Origin of the sequence: Bifidobacterium cebidarum (assembly GCF_009193305.1) — a bacterium.
GTDB lineage: Bacteria > Actinomycetota > Actinomycetes > Actinomycetales > Bifidobacteriaceae > Bifidobacterium > Bifidobacterium cebidarum.
This window is the reverse complement of the sequence record NZ_WBVS01000002.1, coordinates 246,823-264,648: the sequence shown is the minus strand read 5'-3', so window position 1 is coordinate 264,648 and position 17,826 is coordinate 246,823. Positions and strand designations below refer to the sequence as shown.

The following is a 17,826-nucleotide window of genomic DNA, read 5'->3' as shown; positions in this document are numbered from 1 at the left end:
TCATTCCTTTTCCTAACTTCATCGGTATTACGATCAGATATAGCGAAGGCGCGTTACCGAACTATGCGCGTCCAGCAAATCGCAGGTGAACTCATGGAGAACTTCGCAATCCCCATCCGGCACCGGCTCCACAGCGAAGGAGATCAGCCATGCGTATTATCGAGCGATTCTGCCAAGGCAAACGGCAAGATCCGTCGCTCAACGAGGACGGCCTCATCGTCACGGATGGATTCGCTGCGGTGGTGGATGGTGTGACCAGCAAAAGCGTCCGGCATCTTTGGCAGCCCAGCGGCGGAGTGGTTGCCAAGGATTATGTCCTCGCGACCATCGCCGAATTGGCCTCTACCGCTACGATGCGCGAGGTGCAGCAGGCAATCGATGCACACTTTCAGCAGGCTTACCATGAGCAGGGCTATCACAACATCGTTGTGCATGAGCCTATCGAACGGTTGCAGGCAAATGCCGTAATCTATAGTGTGCATCGGCGCGAGATATGGCTATTCGGCGACTGCCAAGTCATGGTCAACGGCCAGCAGACTCCCACAGTCAAGCGAGTAGACGAACTCCTGGGTGAGCTGCGCGCATTCACTATGCTCGCTTTGCGTAGGCAGCAATCCTCTGCCACCCCCACTGAGTCCAGCTCCGCACTGAGCGGCACCGACCCCGCCCGTGACATGATTCTGCCATTTCTGCGCCTGCAATCCCAGTTCGCCAATGCACGAGGGCCTTATGGGTACTTTGTATTCGATGGGTTCACGGACCTGACATATCCGATTCGCACAGTGACCGTAAGCCCTGGCGACGAAGTGGTACTCGCTTCGGATGGATACCCTGTGCTGCGGCCTACGCTCGCCGCCAGCGAAAGCGCATTGCAACGGCTCAAGCGGGAGGATCCGGAACTCATCAGCGAGTATCAGTCCACTAAAGGTTTTAGAGAAGGCTACGATTCGTTCGACGACCGCACCTATCTGCGATTCATTGTGTGAAGGCCGCACTCCCAAACCTAGGAATGCGGCCTTCACACCTTACTCTGAGTTCAACGCTTACTTCTTGGAAGCGTTCACAGCATCCACAGCCTTCTGCAGTGAAGCGGTGTGGGCCTTGTACCAGTCGGCCTGCTCGTTGAGCTTGTCAGTGGCGGACTTGAAGCCCGCGGTGTCGTCGGCCACGCAGCCTTCGTAGACCGGCAGCTCCACACTCAGTTCCTTGGTGAGCGCGTCCAGCGTGGAAGCGTCCTTCACGTCCTTCTTGGTGAGAGCGGAAGCCTCGGAGGCATCGCCGTTGACCAGGTTGTTGTAGTCGTTGGTGGCGTTGCGCACATCTTCGGAAGCAGCGGCGCAAGCGGCGACCGCATTGTTGTACTGGGCGTCAGAGTAGGCGCGGAAGCCGAATACACCGGCCACGACGATGATAGCCACGACCACCACGGCGATGATGGCGATAGCCACCTTGGACAGGCCCTTCTTCGGAGCGGCGTCGTTGGTTGCGTTGGTGTTATCTGCTTCGTTTGCCGGCATGTTCTGCTGCTCAGCGGACATACTTCGATCTCCTTTGCTCTCAGATCTCAACATTCGGGGTACTTCTCACGCAGTCCCCGGAAAACAAAAAACCCTCGCATTCCGCGAGGGTCATTGGCTGGGATGCCTGGACTCGAACCAAGAATGGCTGAACCAGAATCAGCTGTGTTGCCAATTACACCACATCCCAATTTGGCTTGGCGTAGCAACTCCGAAGAGTTGTTCGTCGTACCCCCAACCGGATTTGAACCGGTGTTGGCGCCGTGAGAGGGCGTAGTCCTAGACCGCTAGACGATGGGGGCATATTCAGTTTTTCAACCGGCTGCTCGGTGAACCGCGCAACGAGTGATAAATATACGCAACTATTCACCTGCGCGCAACTTACGGCGTGTCGCCCGGAATTCCAACGTTTTGCTCGCCGTACCACATCACCCAACAACCAAACAGGGGCACTCCAATAACAAGAATCCGTCATAGCGCTGCACCAATCCCCAACCGACAATGGTGCGCATGCATCAAAACCCAATAATCCCAAGGGCTACATCGACCCTACTGATGAATTATCATCAATCCTACTGATGAATTTGCATAGGTTCTACTGATGAATCTGCATAACCGACACCCCCCTCACGCATAACTTCATAAATTATTTATGAAGTTATGCCATTATCTTCATAATTTGGTTATGAAAGTTGACCATGGGGAGTCATCAAGGCTATTTGCGCTACGTAACACCGCTTGCGAACTAACCGTAACCCAAACTCACCACTCAGCTGGGAAACATGGGATACAAGCTGTATTGGAATAAGGCACGACGCATCCTCGACTTGCTAGAGCAGGCATTTCTCTGCTACGAACTCAACGAATACACCACTTCGCTGAAACCCAACACAACTGCCGTACCAAAAATCTACGCGGAAGATCCAGGACTGACGTATGCGGTCTCACGTGCCAATCAACAGGATGTAGGCAAACGGCTGGAAACCGCAGTTTATCTTGAATTACGTCGACGCCAATCCGGTAAACGCACCGATTCCATCACCTCGTTGACCTTGCCTACCGCAAGACAAGAAAAAAGTTGATTTTCTCATAGGCGACGCACTCGGTATAGAGCCATACAGCGCCGTTCAAGTCACAGCTGATATGACCAACTCACGTACCCGGAAACGCGAAGTCACGGCCCTAGAACAGACCATGCAGCAAATGCAAGATATGACCGGGACAATTATTACCTTGAGGGAGGAAGGCACCATTCCCACGGATGCTGGACCCATCAACGTAATCCCAGCGTGGAAGTGGGCATTGCAAGCCGAAGATACACTGCACTGAAATAGATGAGGAGGCGGGCATCTGTTCGTGCAGACGCCCACCTCCTCATCTATTTATATCCGGCAAAGCAATCACAGGTGCTCGCGCAGGCCCTTCAGACGAGCGATGGAAACCGGCTTGCCGACGATTTCCATGGACTCGAACAGCGGCGGGCTCACGCGGCGGCCGGACATGGCCACACGCACCGGGCCGAAGGCCAGACGCGGCTTGTAACCGCCGTCTTCCACCAGCGCCTTGTTCAGGGTCTCGTGCAGGTTGTCGGTCTTCCAATCAGCCTCGTCCACACCTTCCAGAGCGGCGATGGCGGCGTCGAGCACTTCGCCGGCGGAATCCTTGAGCTGCTTGCGGGCGTCGGCGGCCGGCTCCAGGTACTCCTCGGTGGAGAGCAGGGAGCCCACCATGCCGGCGACCTCGCCGAGCAGGCGCACGCGCGGCTGGACCAGCGGGGCGGCAGCGGTCAGAATCTCCTGCTCACGAGCAGTCAGCGCGTCCCAGTTGTCTGCGGAGACCACGCCGTCGCGGTGAAGGTACGGCACGGAGCGCTTGAGGAAGTCGGCCGGATCGAGCATACGGATGTGTTCGGCGTTGATGGAGATGGCCTTGTCCAGGTCGAAGCGGGCCGGGTTGGCCTTCACGTCGCGCACGTCAAACTTGGCGATCATCTCGTCCATGGAGAACACGTCACGGTCGGGGGCGATGGACCAGCCGAGCAGAGCCAGGTAGTTGAGCAGGCCCTCGCGGATGAAGCCGGCGTCGCGGTGGTTGAACAGGTTGGACTCCGGATCGCGCTTGGAGAGCTTCTTGTTGCCTTGGCCCATCACGTACGGCATGTGGCCGAACAGCGGGGTGGTCTTGGCGATGCCCAGCTCTTCGAGGTAGCGGTAGAGCACGATCTGGCGCGGGGTGGAGCTCAGCAGATCCTCGCCGCGCAGCACCACGTTGATATCCATCATGGCGTCGTCCACCGGGTTAGTGAGCGTGTACAGCGGGTCGCCGTTCGGGCGCACGATCACGTAGTCCGGCACGGAACCGGCCTTGAATTCGATGGTGCCGCGAATCAGATCATCGAAGGCGATGTCTTCGTCAGGCATGCGGATACGCAAAGCAGGCTTGCGGCCCTCAGCGCGGAAGGCGGCCTTCTGCTCTTCGGTGAGGTTGCGGTCGTAGCCGTCGTAGCCGAATTCGGCCGGGCGGCCGGCGGCAAGGTTGCGCTCCTTGATTTCCTCAGGAGTGGAGAAGGATTCGTACGCGTAGCCGGCTTCGAGCAGCTTGGCGGCGACGTCCTTGTAGATGGCGGTACGCTCGGACTGGCGGTACGGGCCGTGGGGGCCACCCACGTCGATGCCCTCATCCCAGTCGATGCCCAGCCAGCGCAGGGCTTCGAGAATCTGGTTGTAGCTTTCCTCGGAGTCACGAGCGGCATCGGTGTCTTCGATGCGGAAGATCAGCTTGCCGCCGGTGGCGCGAGCCTCGGCCCAGTTGAACAGGGCGGTGCGCACCATGCCAACGTGCGGGGTGCCGGTCGGAGACGGGCAGAAGCGAACACGAACGTTCGCGGGGAGTTCAGGTTTGGTGTTTTCAGCATCAGTCATAATCCCCTATTGTGCCGCGCGCGCCGGACGCGCTCACCCCAGCCGCAGCACACCCAGCTTTGAGCGCACTGTTCGTGCGAATAGTGCGCAAACCCAGCTCCCCAGAACCGATTTGCGCATTATTCACGCGAACAATGACAGGTGAGCATGCTAGCAGGCAAGGCCGCTGAAGAGGTCGGCCCAATCCTGCGTATCGTCTTCGCGAACCTCGTGGAAGTCGACGGATGCGTTGTTCACGCTGATGTTCATGTAGTCGTTGTTCATCATGTTCCCCTTATGTGTGCACCGGAAGCTCCAATTGCTTCCCGGTTTCGCCACCGAAACCGTGTGCAAATCTTGTTTAACGATAACGAATCGCACAAAAGCGCTCATCTTTGTTTGATATCGATTTCATAACAATCCCGGGAAGCGGCGCAACAGCAACGTTTCACAACATGTTTCACGACATAATCCCAGCAAGGCAACAAGCAGAATTCAGACAATGTTCCACTGATTTGCTTGGTTTTCGCAGAAAAGCTGGAAGAATGGACAATGACGATATCGTCCTTGATGAAAGGGGAATCAATGACCGATCCCAACAATAACGCGCCGCTGCCACAGGTGCCAGCGCCCAATAATGGTGCGGTTCCGCAACCACAGTATGGTCAAGCTCAGTACGAACAGCCGCAGCAGCCGCAGTACGGTACGCAGCCGGAATACGGCCAGCAGTATGGCCAGCCACAATACACGCAACCGGCAGCATATGAGCAGCCCGCACAGCAAAGCGCCCCCGAGAACCCCTTCACACAGCCGCAGCAAGCCTCCGCATACGGCCAGCCATCGCAGCCAGCCGAACCGCAGTACGGCCAGCCGCAGTACGAGCAGCCTCAGTATGCCCAGCCCGTCTACTCGAACCAATACCCGAACCAGTACGGCGAGAACCCATACGGCAACCAGTACAACAATCCGTACGGCGCGCCGCAATCCGCACCTGTCTACTCCACCTCGACTCCGAATCCCGGAACACCCGGCACCGCAGTCCCGCTGGATCAGCCCTACTACGGATGCCCGTTCCCTGAAGCCTTCCTGCGCTTCTGGAAGAAGTACGCCGTATTCTCCGGCCGCGCTTCCCGCAGTGAGTTCTGGTGGTGGGCGCTGGCACAGTGCGGCGTCACGTTTGTGCTCGGCGTTCTCGCCGACATCACGGATGACAAGCTCGCATTCCTCGGCGACTTGTGGGCTCTCGCCATCGTTGTGCCCGGCATCGCCCTTGCGGTCCGCCGACTGCACGATACCAACCGTCCAGGCTGGTGGGTTGTCGTCTACTACGGCGCGCTGGTGGTCGGCATCATCCTGATGATCGCCGGCGGCGCAGGCGCGATCTTCGGCGGCATCGGCGGCATGTCATACGGTGGCACCTATAGCAAGGGGTATGGTGCCGTTGCAGCAGGCGGCATTGGATTGATTGTCGTCGGTTTGCTCATCGTTCTGGCTTCCGCCATTGTGTACATCGTGTTCATGGCCCAGGCCAGCAAGCCCGAAGGCGCGCGCTTCGACAAGAACCCTGCACCCGCCGGTTATGCCCCTACCTCGGCTACCGATGTTCCCGCCTCCCCGTACGGCAGCCCTTATGACGCACCGTACGGCGCTGCAGCCCCGAACGCTCCGGTTCCGCCCGCACCTGGATTCAATGGCGCTGTGCCCGCCCCCGGAGTGCCGACTTCTGAAGCGGCAACGCCGGCATGGCAACAGCCGGTTCCGCCCGCACCGGCGTACGGGCAGACGACGCCATCCGCTCCTGAAGCTCCCGCTTACGGCGCTCCTGAGGCCCCGACCTCTGCTGCTGGTTCATCCGCTGACAGCAGTGGTGACGCCAACACTCAGAAGCCCTGGCAAGGCCAGTGATGCGGTAGCTTCGCAGTAGCCCCATAGCATAGAAAATCCCCGCTCGGCATACCTCGGGCGGGGATTTTCTATAGCAGAGCATCAAATCGTCATGCCACGCTCAAGCTCTGGGAGAGTGCATGGGATTCACCGGGAGTCAACACCACCGCATGCTCGCGGCAATTGGCAGCCTCGGCGCAGATGAATTCGCGCCATTCGCCGGCCGTTTCGTCGTTGACGAACGTACCGTAGGGCTTGCCGGGGTTCCACACCACGGTTTGCGCGGAGCCAGACTTCGCGATGCGAATCGTGCGCTGCAGACCGGCATCGTGTAGTTCGAGGGTGCCATCGGACTCGTAAACGCGATCCACAGTGCCATTGAAGGTCACGTCGGGGTCGGACTGCACGCAGGGCTTGAATCCATCGGTGGCGTCGGCATAGTTGGCACCGCCCAATCCGGAGAGGCGAACCTGCGCGACATCGCTCACATGGAAGTAGGTGTGCAGGGCGGCCTCATAGGAGAACGGCACGGTTCCGGTGTTGGCCACGGTGAAGGTCACGGTCAGCGTATCGGTGGCGTGTACTTCGAAATCGGCATGGAATTGCGGAACCGGAGCGCCCTCGCCCACCTGAGCCGGCTCGAGCCACGGCAGATCGCCAGATTCCAAATCAGCGGAATCCAGCGTGTAATGCGCGTATTCATGGCTGAATGACTCGGCATCCAGTTTCCACGTGCGGATACGCCCAAAGCCATGATTCGGCTTCTTGCCGAGGCCATGACCGTCGGCGAAGCCCGGGCCGAACCACGGGAATACGATCGGCACACCGCCGACGATCGCCTTGTTATCGGTCAGAATCACCGAAGACGGGCTCCACACCACGTCTTCAGACTGCCCAGCCGGACGCCATCGCAGCACGTGTGCGCCATAATCGCTCACGGCAGCGCTGCCGTGGCTGTTGTTCAGGTTGCGAAGAGCAAAACCGTTGCTCATATTGCCTCCTAAGAAAACTGCCTAATAAGAAAGTCTCAATATCATAAGCCCGACTCCCCCGAGGAAGGAACAGGAAGCCAGGCTTATGAAGTCCACTGATGCCGTTCGGTCAGATCAGGATTCGATGAATCCAAGATCCTTGAGGAACGTGCGCGTCTGTTCCTTGGTCTTGAATACGGCGGTGTTGCCGAGAATCCGCTCGCACACGCTGCCGAGCTCATCCTGCACGGCGGCATGAATCGCATCGCGGTCACGGTTGCCGTTCAGTGCGGCGCTCAGCTCATCCCATTCCAGCGAGAACCCGCTCACCGATGCCGGCAACGGCTCGCCGGCTGCGAGCGCGTCCTCAATCACGCCCAACTGCCCGATCAGGCGGCCCGGCAGAATGAACAGGCCCTGTGCCTCGATCAGACCAACCGGCTCCTGCTTGATCGGCCAAAATTCGGGGTGCGCATGGAAGATGCCCTCCGGGAATTCCTCGCTGACCGCATTGTTGCGGAAGATAAGGCTCATCTCGTAGCCGCGGTCGGTGATGATCGCACTCGGCGATACCGCGGACTGGCGGCTGCCGTCAGCGTCATGGCTAGCGATGTTCGCGGCCGCATCGTCATACTGCTGCCAGGCCAAACGAATCTTGTCGCTGACTTCGATGATCGAATCGCGGTTCTTGGAGACCACGCGCACTGCGGTGCCGGGCCAGTCCAGGATTTCAACCGTGGCGTCCGGGTAACCGGGCACTGCGAATGCGGCCCACGTTGCGGCCTTGTGCATCGGCAGCAGTTCGCCGCCACCCTGATAGTGGTCGTGGGCGAGCACCGAGCCGCCGATGCGCGGCAGCGCGGCGTTGCAGCCGAGGAAGTAGCCCGGGAAGCGGTCCACGAAGTCGAGCAGATGGCCGAACGTGTCGCGATCCACGTGCATCGGCGTGTGCTCCATGTTCACGCAGATGCCATGCTGGTGGAAGTAGCCGTACGGGGAGAACTGCCAGAACCACGGCTCGCCGCCGAGCGTAACCGGAATCGTGCGCAGCGTGCGCTTGTTACGGACCGCGAAGCCTTCGTTTTCATGGCAGATCGTGCACTTCGGGTAGCCGCCGGCCACCGCGTTGCCGGCTGCGGCCTTCTTCATGTTCTTGAATTCCGGCTTGGCCAGGTTGATGGTGACCACCAAGCCGTGGGAGTCGAAGCGCGGGTTCTTGTCGAGCACGGCCTTCTTCACGTAGTTGTTGGCCACGCAGTAGCGGTAGAACCAGTGCATGGCTTCCATGCCGCCGTCCGTGCCTTCCTCTTCCTCGAAGCTGTCTTCGATGGAGGATGGCGTGCCAGAGAGCAGGCCCATGATGATGTCGGCGTAGACCGGGCCTTCGTCGGGGTCAAAGAGACCGGCCTCAGTGGCGACGGCGCGGAAATCGGCGATCAGGGCGTCCGGGTAGGCGTAGGCGGATTCGGCGTCGGCTGTTTCGTCGGCGGGAGACGAGGCGATCGAGGCAACGGGCGCATCGTAGGAGTCGAGACCGAACAGGGCGAAGATGTTGTTGCGCGTCCAGTCGGCATCGCGTTCATCCAAGCCAAGGTTGCGCTCGGCGAATGCCACCAGCGCGTCAATGGAGGCGTACACCTTGGCCAGCGCCACAGAATCAGCGGTAGCAGTTGCGGTCATCAGCGGGCACCGCCTTCCAGCACATCGGCCACGATGGCCTGGATTTCGCCGGCCTTGGCTTCCATCTCCTGCACCAGCTTGATCTGCGTGCGGGCGCGGACCAGGTTGTGCTCCGGGTACTTGGTGGCGAAGTAGGTGTCGCCGGCCAGATAATCGGCGAGGAAGCGCATTCCGCATTCCATCGTGAGCAGGTTGCCTGCGAATGCGAACAGCTCGCCCTCACGCGGCGTGACGCTTTCGCGCACGGCACCCACAAAGCCTTCGGTGTAGGCGCGGAAGTATTCGGTGCTGAAGTGCACCTTGTCGAGGTCCTGCTCATCTTCGAGAGCGGTGGAGGCGCCAAAACGGATCGAGTCGCCGAAGTCGAAGAGCATGGAGCCCGGCATGATGGTGTCGAGGTCGATGATGGCGCGGGCCTTGCCGGTTTCGGCGTCCATCAGAATGTTGTTGAGCTTGGTGTCGTTGTGGGTTACGCGCAGCGGAATCGAACCATCGGCAAGGCCGTCCATCACCACCGAGTACTGGCTTTCGTGCTTCAGGAAGAAGTCGATCTCCGGCTGGCAGGTGGCGGCACGGCCGAGCTTGTCCTCGGCGAGCGCGGCCTTGAAGTCGGCGAAGCGATGCGGGGTGTCGTGGAAGTGCGCGATCGGCTCAGTGAGCTGGGAGGCGTCGAACTCGGCGAGCGTCTGCTGGAATTCGCCGAATGCGCGGCCGGACTCGCGGAACACGTCCGCATTCGGCACGAGGCTGTAGGACTTGGTGTTCTCGATGAAGGCGTACACCCGCCATGCACCGGATTCGCGCGTTACGTAAGTGTGGCCATCCTTGGTGGGGATGATGTCGAGCGTCTCCTGGCCGCGTTCCCTGAGGAAGCTGGTGACGAGCTCGATGTTGCGCATCAGGCCCTTGGTGTCCGGGAAGACGCTGGCGTTCATCTTCTGCAGGATGTAACGGTGCTCGCTGGTGACGACGAGGTAGGTCACGTTGATGTGGCCGTCGCCGTATGGCTCGATGCTATGCACGTCACCTTCCAGCTGGAAGAGATCGGCCACTGCCTTCAGCTCGGTATCCTCAATTGCCATGATGCATTCCCTTCGTACGTGTTCTCTTGCCACTGACTTCTTCGCCAATAGACAATCCACAGATATCGCTCACTACCATTGAAACATAGTTAACAATTGCCGCATTATCAGTTGCCTGCATAGAAAACGTTGCGACACCAAGGTTTTCTTGCCTATAGATGATTATGGCCTCTGATTGCAGCAGTACAATTTTCATGAGTATCAGAACAATTTTTTGACATGGCCATGGTGACTGCAGCACGACGGCGGAAAGGGGCGGGGCATGACACCGGTTGAGCATCATGTGGATGCGGCGGTTTCGCATTACTTCATCTATGTGCCCAGCCGCAATGCCCGGCGTATGTTCCTCTACCCCACACGCATCGGCCTGTACCGCTATCTCAAGGGCTATTGGCTCAACCGCAGCTCGTTCGACAGTTTCATTCTGATGGCGGTCTACAGCGGCACGTTCGTTTTCACCGTGAACGGGCGACGTTCGGTGGCACGGACCGGCGACCTGGTGCTGCTCGACTGCCATGATCCGAACGTCTACCAGGCGCAGGCCGAGACGGATTGCACACTGTTGTGGATGCATTTCGACGGACGCCTGGCTCATGAGTATTTTGCAGCCATCCACGCTGAGCTGGGCAACGTCATTACCTTGAGTCGTGCCACCTACGCCATCAGCCGCTTCCGCATGATCTACGACACATTCGCCGAAGAACGCAAAATGAGCGAAGCGCGCATGAATCTGGCCATCACGGAGATACTGACCGAATGTCTGACCGCCGGCGAAGACGCCGAACGAGCCGGCACGCCCTACAATCAGCATGCCATCGAGGAGACGCTCTCCTATATTTCCACGCATTTGAGCGAGCCGCTGCCGCTACGCAAGCTCGCGGATATGGCATTGATGAGCGAATACTATTACATTCGCGTGTTCAAACAGGTCACGGGGTACACGCCGCACACCTATATCATCAACGCGCGCATGCATGCGGCGAAATATCTGCTCTTGACCGGCGAAGCCACGTTGAAGGAGGTCTGCGCCTCATGCGGCTTCTCCTCCACCAGCGCCTTCTGCGCCGCCTTCAAAAAGCGTTTCGGCGTCACCCCTCTGGAGTTTCGACAGGGCGAACGCCAATAGCATGATGCATGGGCTTGCACGACCGGGGGAACGGCCTTCCATATCGTTACTTGTCTCGAGATAGACCTAACTCTCGCGAAAAAGGCACACTGGCGGACTCACAGTGTGCCTTTGGCACGAAGTTCCCGATGATTTCGAGGAAAGCAACACTACAGTTCGACGGTTTCCTTGTTGTCGTTCTTGACGTGCGCAAACTTGGCGGCGAGGGCTTCCTTGTTGCGCTTCTCGTCCTCTTCCTTGGCCTTCTTCTTGGCCTCGGCCGGATCCCAGAGCACGTCGTCATGATGCTTGTTCCATTCGGCTGCGGCAAGCGGCGCCACGAATCGCGCGGTCGCGGCCAACGTATCGCCGCCCGACGCCTCAGCCTTGGCACGCACACCAATCAGCTCCACGATCTGCTCATCGGTCAGGAAAATACGCGGAATCGCGTACTGCTCACGCAGCTCGTTGACGTACAACAGCACCGGCAGCGACTGCTTCGCCACCTCGCGCTCACCAGCAGCGCCTGCACCGGCCGCTACGCTGCCCAGTAGCGCATCACACACGGCGAGCGCCAGGGTGAACCGGGAGGCCACATCGGCGGCGGAACCGCCCAGCCCATCAGCCGCGGCATCACTCTTTACCTTGGCGACCTCGGCCTCCACCGAGGCAACCGTCTGCCTCACAGCCGCGTCGGTAGCCTCCGGCCATTGCACGCCAAGCGCCTCGGCGGCGGCATGAATCAGCGACGCATCGCCGGACTGCGCGTACTCCCCCATCGTCTCGTAGGCATCATTGGCGTCGAGCAGCGCATCGACGATCTCCTGCGGACGGCCCGGAATCACATCGGCACCCTCATAGACGAACTCGGCGTCCGGCACCGTCACATCCTCGCCGGTTAGAATGCGGGCGAACGCACGCGTGACACGAACCTGCAGGTTTTCGCCATATTTGACGTCGTTGTCCATGTGCATGGCTTCGGTCAGCGGCCAGAGTGCAATCAGCTTCGCCCCGGTTTCCGCGGCTTCGCGCACCGTCGGCAGCTGTGCCACGCGGTCGATTGCGTCTGGGTTCAATTCAACGGTCATATCATGCTCCTTTGCGTCTACCAACCGATTGTAATGGTGCCGCTATTGCACAGAGGCCGCCGGATCCACATACGTGATGGACATCACACGGCCGGTTTCGTTGTCATAAGTCACCGAGGTCACTGATGCGAGCGCAGTGTGGCGCAGGAACATCCAGTGCTCCGGGTGCCCGGTCTCCAGATAATGGCGGTACGACCAGATTGGCGACTCGTGGCTGACCACCACGATCTGCTGGCCAGGGTGCTGGGCCACCTTTTCGCGCGCGAACGCATCCATGCGAGCGGCGATGTGCTGGTAGGATTCACCCCAGCTGGGCTTGTAGAGGTTCAGCACCAGCTTCCAGTTGCCGTTCCTCCACAATGCGCCCTCGCCGTGGCCGATGCGTTTGCCGCGGAATTCGTTACCGGCTTCGATCACGCGCTCGTCGGTGGTGAGCTCAAGCGGCTTTTCGCCACGGGTCTCGCGCACATTATTGAGCGCCTCGAGAATCGCGCCCGCGGTTTCGCGCGTGCGGTCGAGCGGCGAGGAGTAGACGGCGGCGATTGTATTGGTTTGCGGATTATTCGCCAGATATTGTGCCGTGGCCTGAGCCATGCGGCGGCCGACCTCGGACAGATGGAAGTCAGGCAGACGCTCGTAAAGCAGATGATCGGGGTTGTAGACCTTGCCATGGCGAACGAAGTGGATGGTGGTGGCGGTCATCGGCGGCTCTCCTTTGCGAACAATTGCCCATAATCACAAATCAGCATCAATCTTAGTGAAGCGGCACCCGACACAGCACGCTGGCGCAGCGCCTCAGCTGTAGAACAGGTGAAGTTGATGAACAACTATCGTAAATTACCGCGTGTCAATCGAGGTCACCGCATAGAGTAGCCGTGACGCAAATATGCGGGCTGGGGTTCGGTCCACGAATGGCGCGGCAAGGGGCCGCAGTCATATCGTGCAAGCCACGTACAATCCACGCAAACTTTGCGCGACCATGGACAAACACATCATTCGATGAGGGCTTCGCCACCCAACGCCACGGGCGGTGAGGGACATCCAATCGGGAGCGGAAAGGAGCGTAGTGCTGTTATGTCCAATACGAACACCGTCACGGCCGCCATCAAGGACGTCACCCATAAGGTTTTTGGCGGGTATGCCGAGCTACTGCGCATTCCGCATACCGCCCGCTACTCCATCGGCGGCGTAATCGCCTGCATGCCGTTCCCGATGGTGGGCATGACCATCACCATTTCCGTGCAGCATTATTACGGCAACTATTCGCTGGCCGGCATGCTCACCGCCATTCAGGCGATTGCGCTGGCCGTGGCCACGCCGCTGCTCGGCAAGCTCACGGATAAGTTCGGGCAGCGCCAGGTCTCGATTCCGACCATCGTCGTGTGGATTGTGGCCGCCATCGCGCTGACCACGTCCATCACCAACCGCGCGCCGGAATGGGTGCTGTATTGCCTAACGCCGTTCCTCGCCGCGATCCCGCCGTGGGGCGCGATGAGCCGCGCACGCTGGACCAAGATTTTGAAGGGCGATCACGAGCGTACGAATCGCGCGCTCTCCCTATGCGGCGTGCTCGATGAGTGCATGTGGGTGGTCGGCAACCCGCTGGCCTCCACGCTGGCCGTGATTTCCGGTCTCCTGGCGTTCTCGTTCACCGGCGTTTGCGTGGTGGTGGGTGCGCTGATGTTCCTGACCGAACTGACCACTGAGCCGCCGTCGCAGTCCGCCTTGGCCCGCGCCGAGGGCATCACCCGCAAGGAATACCGCGAGCGCGAGGCCGCTCGAGCCGAGGCGCTGAAGGCAGAGACCGCCGCCGAGGAGACCCGTCACCGCTTGGAGCGCGAAGGCGTCACCGACGAGGCTCAGATTCAGAAGGCCATCGCTGAGGCTGTGGCGGATGCCCGCAGCGGCAAGAAGGCTTCCATCTGGGGGCCGGGTCTGATCGCCGTATGTGTGACTTGGTTCGGCCTGGGCGCATTCCAATCGGCCGCCGGCATTTCGATCATCGCATTTGCCACCGAGTCGAATATGAAGCAGTACACCGGCTTTGTGTTCGCCTGCTTCTCCATCAGCTCGCTGATGGGCGCGCTGGTGTATGGCGCGAAGAACTGGGCTATTCCGCTGTGGAAGCGCTTCTACTTCTGCCTGGCCGTGGTGAACCTCGGCATTGGCACGTTCATGTTCGCGAAGCACCTGTGGGTGATCATGATCATCTACCTGCTGATTGGCGTATGTCAGGCACCGACCTGGATCAATGGCAACCAGCTGATGCTGCACCTGGTGCCGCCGTCCCGCTTGACCGAGGGCATGGCGTGGATGGGTGCGATGAACTCCATCGGCTCCTCCGCCGGTTCGGCCATCGCCGGCCAGTTCATCGATCGTCTGGGCTCGCATGGCGGCTTTATGGTGGTCACCACCTTGGCCATCGCCTCGCTGGTGATTGCGCTGGTGGGCTTCAAGCAGATCAAGGGTTCCACCGAGCAGCCCACACTCACTGAAGTCACGGTGTGAGAAAGGCTAGGCTAAAGGCATGCTCATCGTGTGGGATGCAACCGCGCAAAAGCCATTATTGCAGTTGCATCCCACTCGATGCTTAGCCTCAACAAATAAGAAATGGCGGAATTCCAAGGTTTTACCGCAATAGAAAACGGGACGCAACTACAATAATGTGGGACCCAACTGTATAATGCTCGCTATTGCAATTGCGTCCCACAATCTATGGCCATTATTTCGGCCAACCCTTAGGCGTGTGTTCGATGGACCAGACGCCCAGCTTATGGGAGAAGCTGCTGAGCCACTTGGCTTCGAGTTCCTCGGCGGTGAGGCGATTGTCCTTGGACTTTAAACGGTTCATCGCGTTGGTGTGCGTATCGTCCAGCAGCCACTTACGGATGAGGAAGTTCCACACCATCACCACGGCGGTGGCCACCAGCTTGCCGATGTTCGTGCGCAACAGATACTCGGCGTGCTGCGAGACGAAGGCGTCGCGGTTCATGCCGTAGGTGGAGATCCAAATAATCGCGTCATTCATGAACAGGCCAACGACTGCACCGGCCACGAAGATCACGATTTCCATCCAACGGGCCATATCGTCGCGATGCTTGAACACGAACTTCATGCTCGCCAGGTAGTTGAAGATCAGCGAGATGATGAAGGATATGGTGGCGGCAATCACATTGTGCATATGGAATACGCCGACCAGGAGGTTCAGGATACCCCAATCAATGACGAAGGCGATGACACCCACAATGCCGAACTTCATAAGCTGTGCAATCAGTTTTCTCACAGTGGGTATTCAACACTATCGGGCTGACCGTTAGGGGGCATTTCGGCTGTTCCGGCGAATAATCTCCGCATTTGCTCCGGTCCGCTGCACAGCCAGTTGCGGAGACTAGACTGAAAGTGAACCGAATCAAGGAGCCAAGGAGGAATTATGCCCGTTATTCACACTCATGTGTCCGTGTCCACCACCCCTGAGCAGCGCGAGGCGCTGAAGGCCGCTTACGGCAAGGCCATCACCGCCGTGCCCGGCAAGTCCGAAGGCTGGCTGATGTGCCCGTTCGAAGACAACATGCCAATCTACTTCGGCGGCTCCGATGCCAAGCCGGCCGCTTACGTCGAGGTCAACGTGTTCGGACGCTCCGTGCCGAGCTCCTCCTGGGAGAAGCTGACCGAGTCCATTATGGCCGCACTGAACTCCACGCTGGGCATTCCGGAAGACCGCACATACATCCGATACACCGCCACCACCGACTGGGGCTGGAATGGCGGCAACTTCTAGTTGCCACCATTCCCCTCGCAGCACAGCTGCTCGCATCGCCTACGGAAAGTCCACTGAGCTTTCCGCTTTGTAAGGGGTTGATCACGCACCAGCGAGACATCTATCTGCTTTACAAGGGGTGCCAAATACAAGAAACCCGGAGTACAACCGTTGCAATCGCAATGGTCGTACTCCGGGTTTTCTCATTGAAGTACCCCTCGTAAGCGAGATAGATGTTTCGGAATGCCGAAATCTACCCCTCGTAACCGAGTTATCTCATTTCTGAGGCAAAATCAGACGATCTTCGGCATCGGGGTGGTCAGGCTCGTGGTCAGGTTGACGTGGGCCAGGCCGGCGCCGGCGTGCACTTCGACCTTCTTCAGAGTCACGGTGCGCTCCTCTTCGGGGGCACGATCGTTGTCGGTCATGGTGGCCGGGGACTTCACGGCCACGAAGGCGAGGTCGTCCAGCGAAATGCCGGCGGATTGGCACAGCTTGTTGGCTTCGGCCAGCGAATCCAGGAAACCGTCCTTGAGCAGCACGCGTTCGGCCGGAACACCGTAGGCGTTCTCGGCGACCCACTTGGCGTTGTCGATGATCGGCATGCCCTTGTGGCTGTGCTGGGCCGGCGGCATGGAGCCGTTGGTCAGCACGTCCACGAACGCGTCGATCTGGTCGGCGAGGCCATCGCCGCCATCGCGGTACAGGTTGCCGATGATCGGGTCGCGGAACTCCAGCTTGGCCGCGGTTTCACGCAGTTCAGGAATCTGATCGTCCTCGCCTTCCCACAGGTTGATGAGCGGGAATGCCGGAATGTCGAGCTTCTCGAGACGGTCCACGTGGAACGGGTAGCGCCATGCGAGTTCTTCGTCATCACGCCAGGTGGAGGCGCGGGTCACTACGATGGCGGCGGACGGCCACTGGGCACCGTATTCGCGGCATGCGATGTCCAGCCACTTCTGAGCACCAGCGTCGGTGCCGTAGCCAGCTTCGACGATCACCACATCGTGCAGGGCGCAAGCCATTTCCACGGCGATCAGGGTCGGGATGCCGATGGACACGTTGGCGAACGGGCCGCCGTGCACGTACACCGGGGAGCCGTTCACGGTCTCGGTCAGGGCCGGCTTGACGGCGTCGGCCAGAATACCGGTGATGCGCCACAGGTCCACGAATTCGCCGAAGGTCACGACCTTGCCGTCCTTGGTGCCGGCAATCATCTTGGAGACGCGATCGGCGATCTCGTCCATGGAGCGGGAGAGCACCACGATCTGCATGAGCTCGCAGGTCGGGGTCAGCACCATCTTCTCCTTGACGTTGCCCTTGCCGTAGTCCACGGCGATGGAGCGCAGGGAGCGGCTCGGCACTTCGGAGACGCGAGGCACGAGAATATCATCCAGTTTGCCTTCGTCCACGGCCTTCTCAGCGAAGGAGACGAGCAGGTTCTGGGCGGCTTCGATAGCGCCCATCTCACCGCACAGGCCCCAGTCGATGAGCTCCGGGTGGGTCAGGGAGGCCTTGCCGCCACCGGAGGCGCCGCCCTTGGAACCGGCCGCGGTGATGCCCATGCTTGGCTGGCGCAGCACTGCGGTTGCGTCGATGCCGCGCTTGTTCAGGGCGTCGATCAGAGCGATGGTGGTGGTGGTCTTGCCCTCGCCACGGGAGGCCTTGAGCGGCGTATCGGCGGTGACGAGCACCACCTTGCCGTGCTTGCGCGGGGCGTCCGGGTTTTCGGCCAGGTACTTCATGTAGCCGAAGGCGTCGATCTTCTTGACCAGGCCGTACTGGCTGGTGAAGTCTTCAATAGTGGTCATTGCAGGCCTTTCTATTCGGATCTATTCGGAT

16 protein-coding genes and 2 tRNA genes are annotated in these 17,826 nt (G+C 59.6%); 6 read left to right on the top strand and 12 right to left on the bottom strand.

Annotated elements, in window-relative coordinates; translation table 11 throughout:
* Positions 1-149 precede the first annotated feature (149 nt).
* The gene (locus F7D08_RS03310; protein WP_152209261.1) at positions 150-986 is read left to right on the top strand and encodes a hypothetical protein; all 837 of its coding nucleotides are present in this window, start codon (positions 150-152) and stop codon (positions 984-986) included.
* 57 nt (positions 987-1,043) lie between these two features.
* On the opposite strand, the gene F7D08_RS03305 is transcribed toward F7D08_RS03310, so the two are convergent.
* The 3 genes from F7D08_RS03305 to F7D08_RS03295 form a co-directional block, all read right to left on the bottom strand.
* Positions 1,044-1,538: a hypothetical protein gene (locus F7D08_RS03305; RefSeq protein ID WP_152209260.1), complete on the bottom strand. Its 495-nt coding sequence runs from the start codon at positions 1,536-1,538 to the stop codon at positions 1,044-1,046.
* A 94-nt stretch (positions 1,539-1,632) separates the two neighbouring features.
* Positions 1,633-1,707 (bottom strand) — tRNA-Gln (locus F7D08_RS03300).
* A gap of 39 nt (positions 1,708-1,746) precedes the next feature.
* A tRNA-Glu gene (locus tag F7D08_RS03295) sits at positions 1,747-1,819 on the bottom strand.
* Between the two features lie 480 nt (positions 1,820-2,299).
* Here F7D08_RS03295 and F7D08_RS03290 point away from each other — a divergent pair.
* Complete coding sequence (locus F7D08_RS03290; protein ID WP_152209259.1) at positions 2,300-2,599, top strand: DUF4143 domain-containing protein; 300 nt, start codon at positions 2,300-2,302, stop codon at positions 2,597-2,599.
* A gap of 318 nt (positions 2,600-2,917) precedes the next feature.
* Here the strand turns inward: F7D08_RS03290 and gltX are convergent, their stop codons facing one another.
* Positions 2,918-4,438 (bottom strand): glutamate--tRNA ligase, encoded by a 1,521-nt coding sequence (gltX, locus tag F7D08_RS03285; protein ID WP_152209258.1) that lies wholly within the window; start codon positions 4,436-4,438, stop codon positions 2,918-2,920.
* 564 nt (positions 4,439-5,002) lie between these two features.
* On the opposite strand from gltX, the gene F7D08_RS03280 reads away from it, so the two are divergent.
* Positions 5,003-6,322, top strand: coding sequence for a DUF805 domain-containing protein (locus F7D08_RS03280; protein ID WP_193316174.1), 1,320 nt, complete (start codon positions 5,003-5,005; stop codon positions 6,320-6,322).
* Between the two features lie 89 nt (positions 6,323-6,411).
* Here F7D08_RS03280 and F7D08_RS03275 read toward each other — a convergent pair whose 3' ends face one another.
* The 4 genes from F7D08_RS03275 to F7D08_RS03260 form a co-directional block, all read right to left on the bottom strand.
* Positions 6,412-7,293, bottom strand: a complete 882-nt coding sequence (locus F7D08_RS03275) for a D-hexose-6-phosphate mutarotase (protein ID WP_152209256.1) — start codon at positions 7,291-7,293, stop codon at positions 6,412-6,414.
* Positions 7,294-7,407: 114 nt separating this feature from the next.
* On the bottom strand, positions 7,408-8,952 hold the full coding sequence (locus F7D08_RS03270; RefSeq protein ID WP_152209255.1) for a UDP-glucose--hexose-1-phosphate uridylyltransferase: 1,545 nt from the start codon (positions 8,950-8,952) through the stop codon (positions 7,408-7,410).
* Positions 8,952-10,034, bottom strand: a complete 1,083-nt coding sequence (locus F7D08_RS03265; protein WP_152209254.1) for a phosphotransferase enzyme family protein — start codon at positions 10,032-10,034, stop codon at positions 8,952-8,954. The genes F7D08_RS03270 and F7D08_RS03265 overlap by 1 nt, the downstream gene beginning before the upstream one ends.
* Positions 10,024-10,230: a hypothetical protein gene (locus F7D08_RS03260; protein ID WP_152209253.1), complete on the bottom strand. Its 207-nt coding sequence runs from the start codon at positions 10,228-10,230 to the stop codon at positions 10,024-10,026. Before F7D08_RS03260 ends, F7D08_RS03265 begins: the two co-directional genes overlap by 11 nt.
* A gap of 66 nt (positions 10,231-10,296) precedes the next feature.
* Between F7D08_RS03260 and F7D08_RS03255 the strand changes: the two genes are divergently transcribed.
* Positions 10,297-11,160 carry a helix-turn-helix transcriptional regulator gene (locus F7D08_RS03255; protein WP_152209252.1) on the top strand — a complete coding sequence of 288 codons (864 nt, stop codon included), beginning with the start codon at positions 10,297-10,299 and terminating at the stop codon, positions 11,158-11,160.
* 149 nt (positions 11,161-11,309) lie between these two features.
* On the opposite strand, the gene F7D08_RS03250 is transcribed toward F7D08_RS03255, so the two are convergent.
* Together F7D08_RS03250 and F7D08_RS03245 are read right to left on the bottom strand one after the other, a co-directional pair.
* A complete protein-coding gene (locus F7D08_RS03250) occupies positions 11,310-12,227 on the bottom strand; it encodes a hypothetical protein (protein WP_152209251.1) in 918 nt (305 codons plus the stop codon).
* Between the two features lie 42 nt (positions 12,228-12,269).
* Positions 12,270-12,929, bottom strand: a complete 660-nt coding sequence (locus tag F7D08_RS03245; RefSeq protein ID WP_152209250.1) for a histidine phosphatase family protein — start codon at positions 12,927-12,929, stop codon at positions 12,270-12,272.
* Positions 12,930-13,301: 372 nt separating this feature from the next.
* Here F7D08_RS03245 and F7D08_RS03240 point away from each other — a divergent pair, with 372 nt between their 5' ends.
* Positions 13,302-14,735, top strand: a complete 1,434-nt coding sequence (locus F7D08_RS03240) for an MFS transporter (RefSeq protein WP_152209249.1) — start codon at positions 13,302-13,304, stop codon at positions 14,733-14,735.
* 214 nt (positions 14,736-14,949) lie between these two features.
* Here the strand turns inward: F7D08_RS03240 and F7D08_RS03235 are convergent, their stop codons facing one another.
* Positions 14,950-15,486: a GtrA family protein gene (locus F7D08_RS03235; RefSeq protein WP_152209330.1), complete on the bottom strand. Its 537-nt coding sequence runs from the start codon at positions 15,484-15,486 to the stop codon at positions 14,950-14,952.
* 171 nt (positions 15,487-15,657) lie between these two features.
* Here F7D08_RS03235 and F7D08_RS03230 point away from each other — a divergent pair, with 171 nt between their 5' ends.
* On the top strand, positions 15,658-16,005 hold the full coding sequence (locus F7D08_RS03230; protein ID WP_152209248.1) for a phenylpyruvate tautomerase MIF-related protein: 348 nt from the start codon (positions 15,658-15,660) through the stop codon (positions 16,003-16,005).
* A gap of 272 nt (positions 16,006-16,277) precedes the next feature.
* Here F7D08_RS03230 and F7D08_RS03225 read toward each other — a convergent pair whose 3' ends face one another.
* On the bottom strand, positions 16,278-17,795 hold the full coding sequence (locus F7D08_RS03225; RefSeq protein WP_152209247.1) for a formate--tetrahydrofolate ligase: 1,518 nt from the start codon (positions 17,793-17,795) through the stop codon (positions 16,278-16,280).
* Positions 17,796-17,826: the final 31 nt, after the last annotated feature.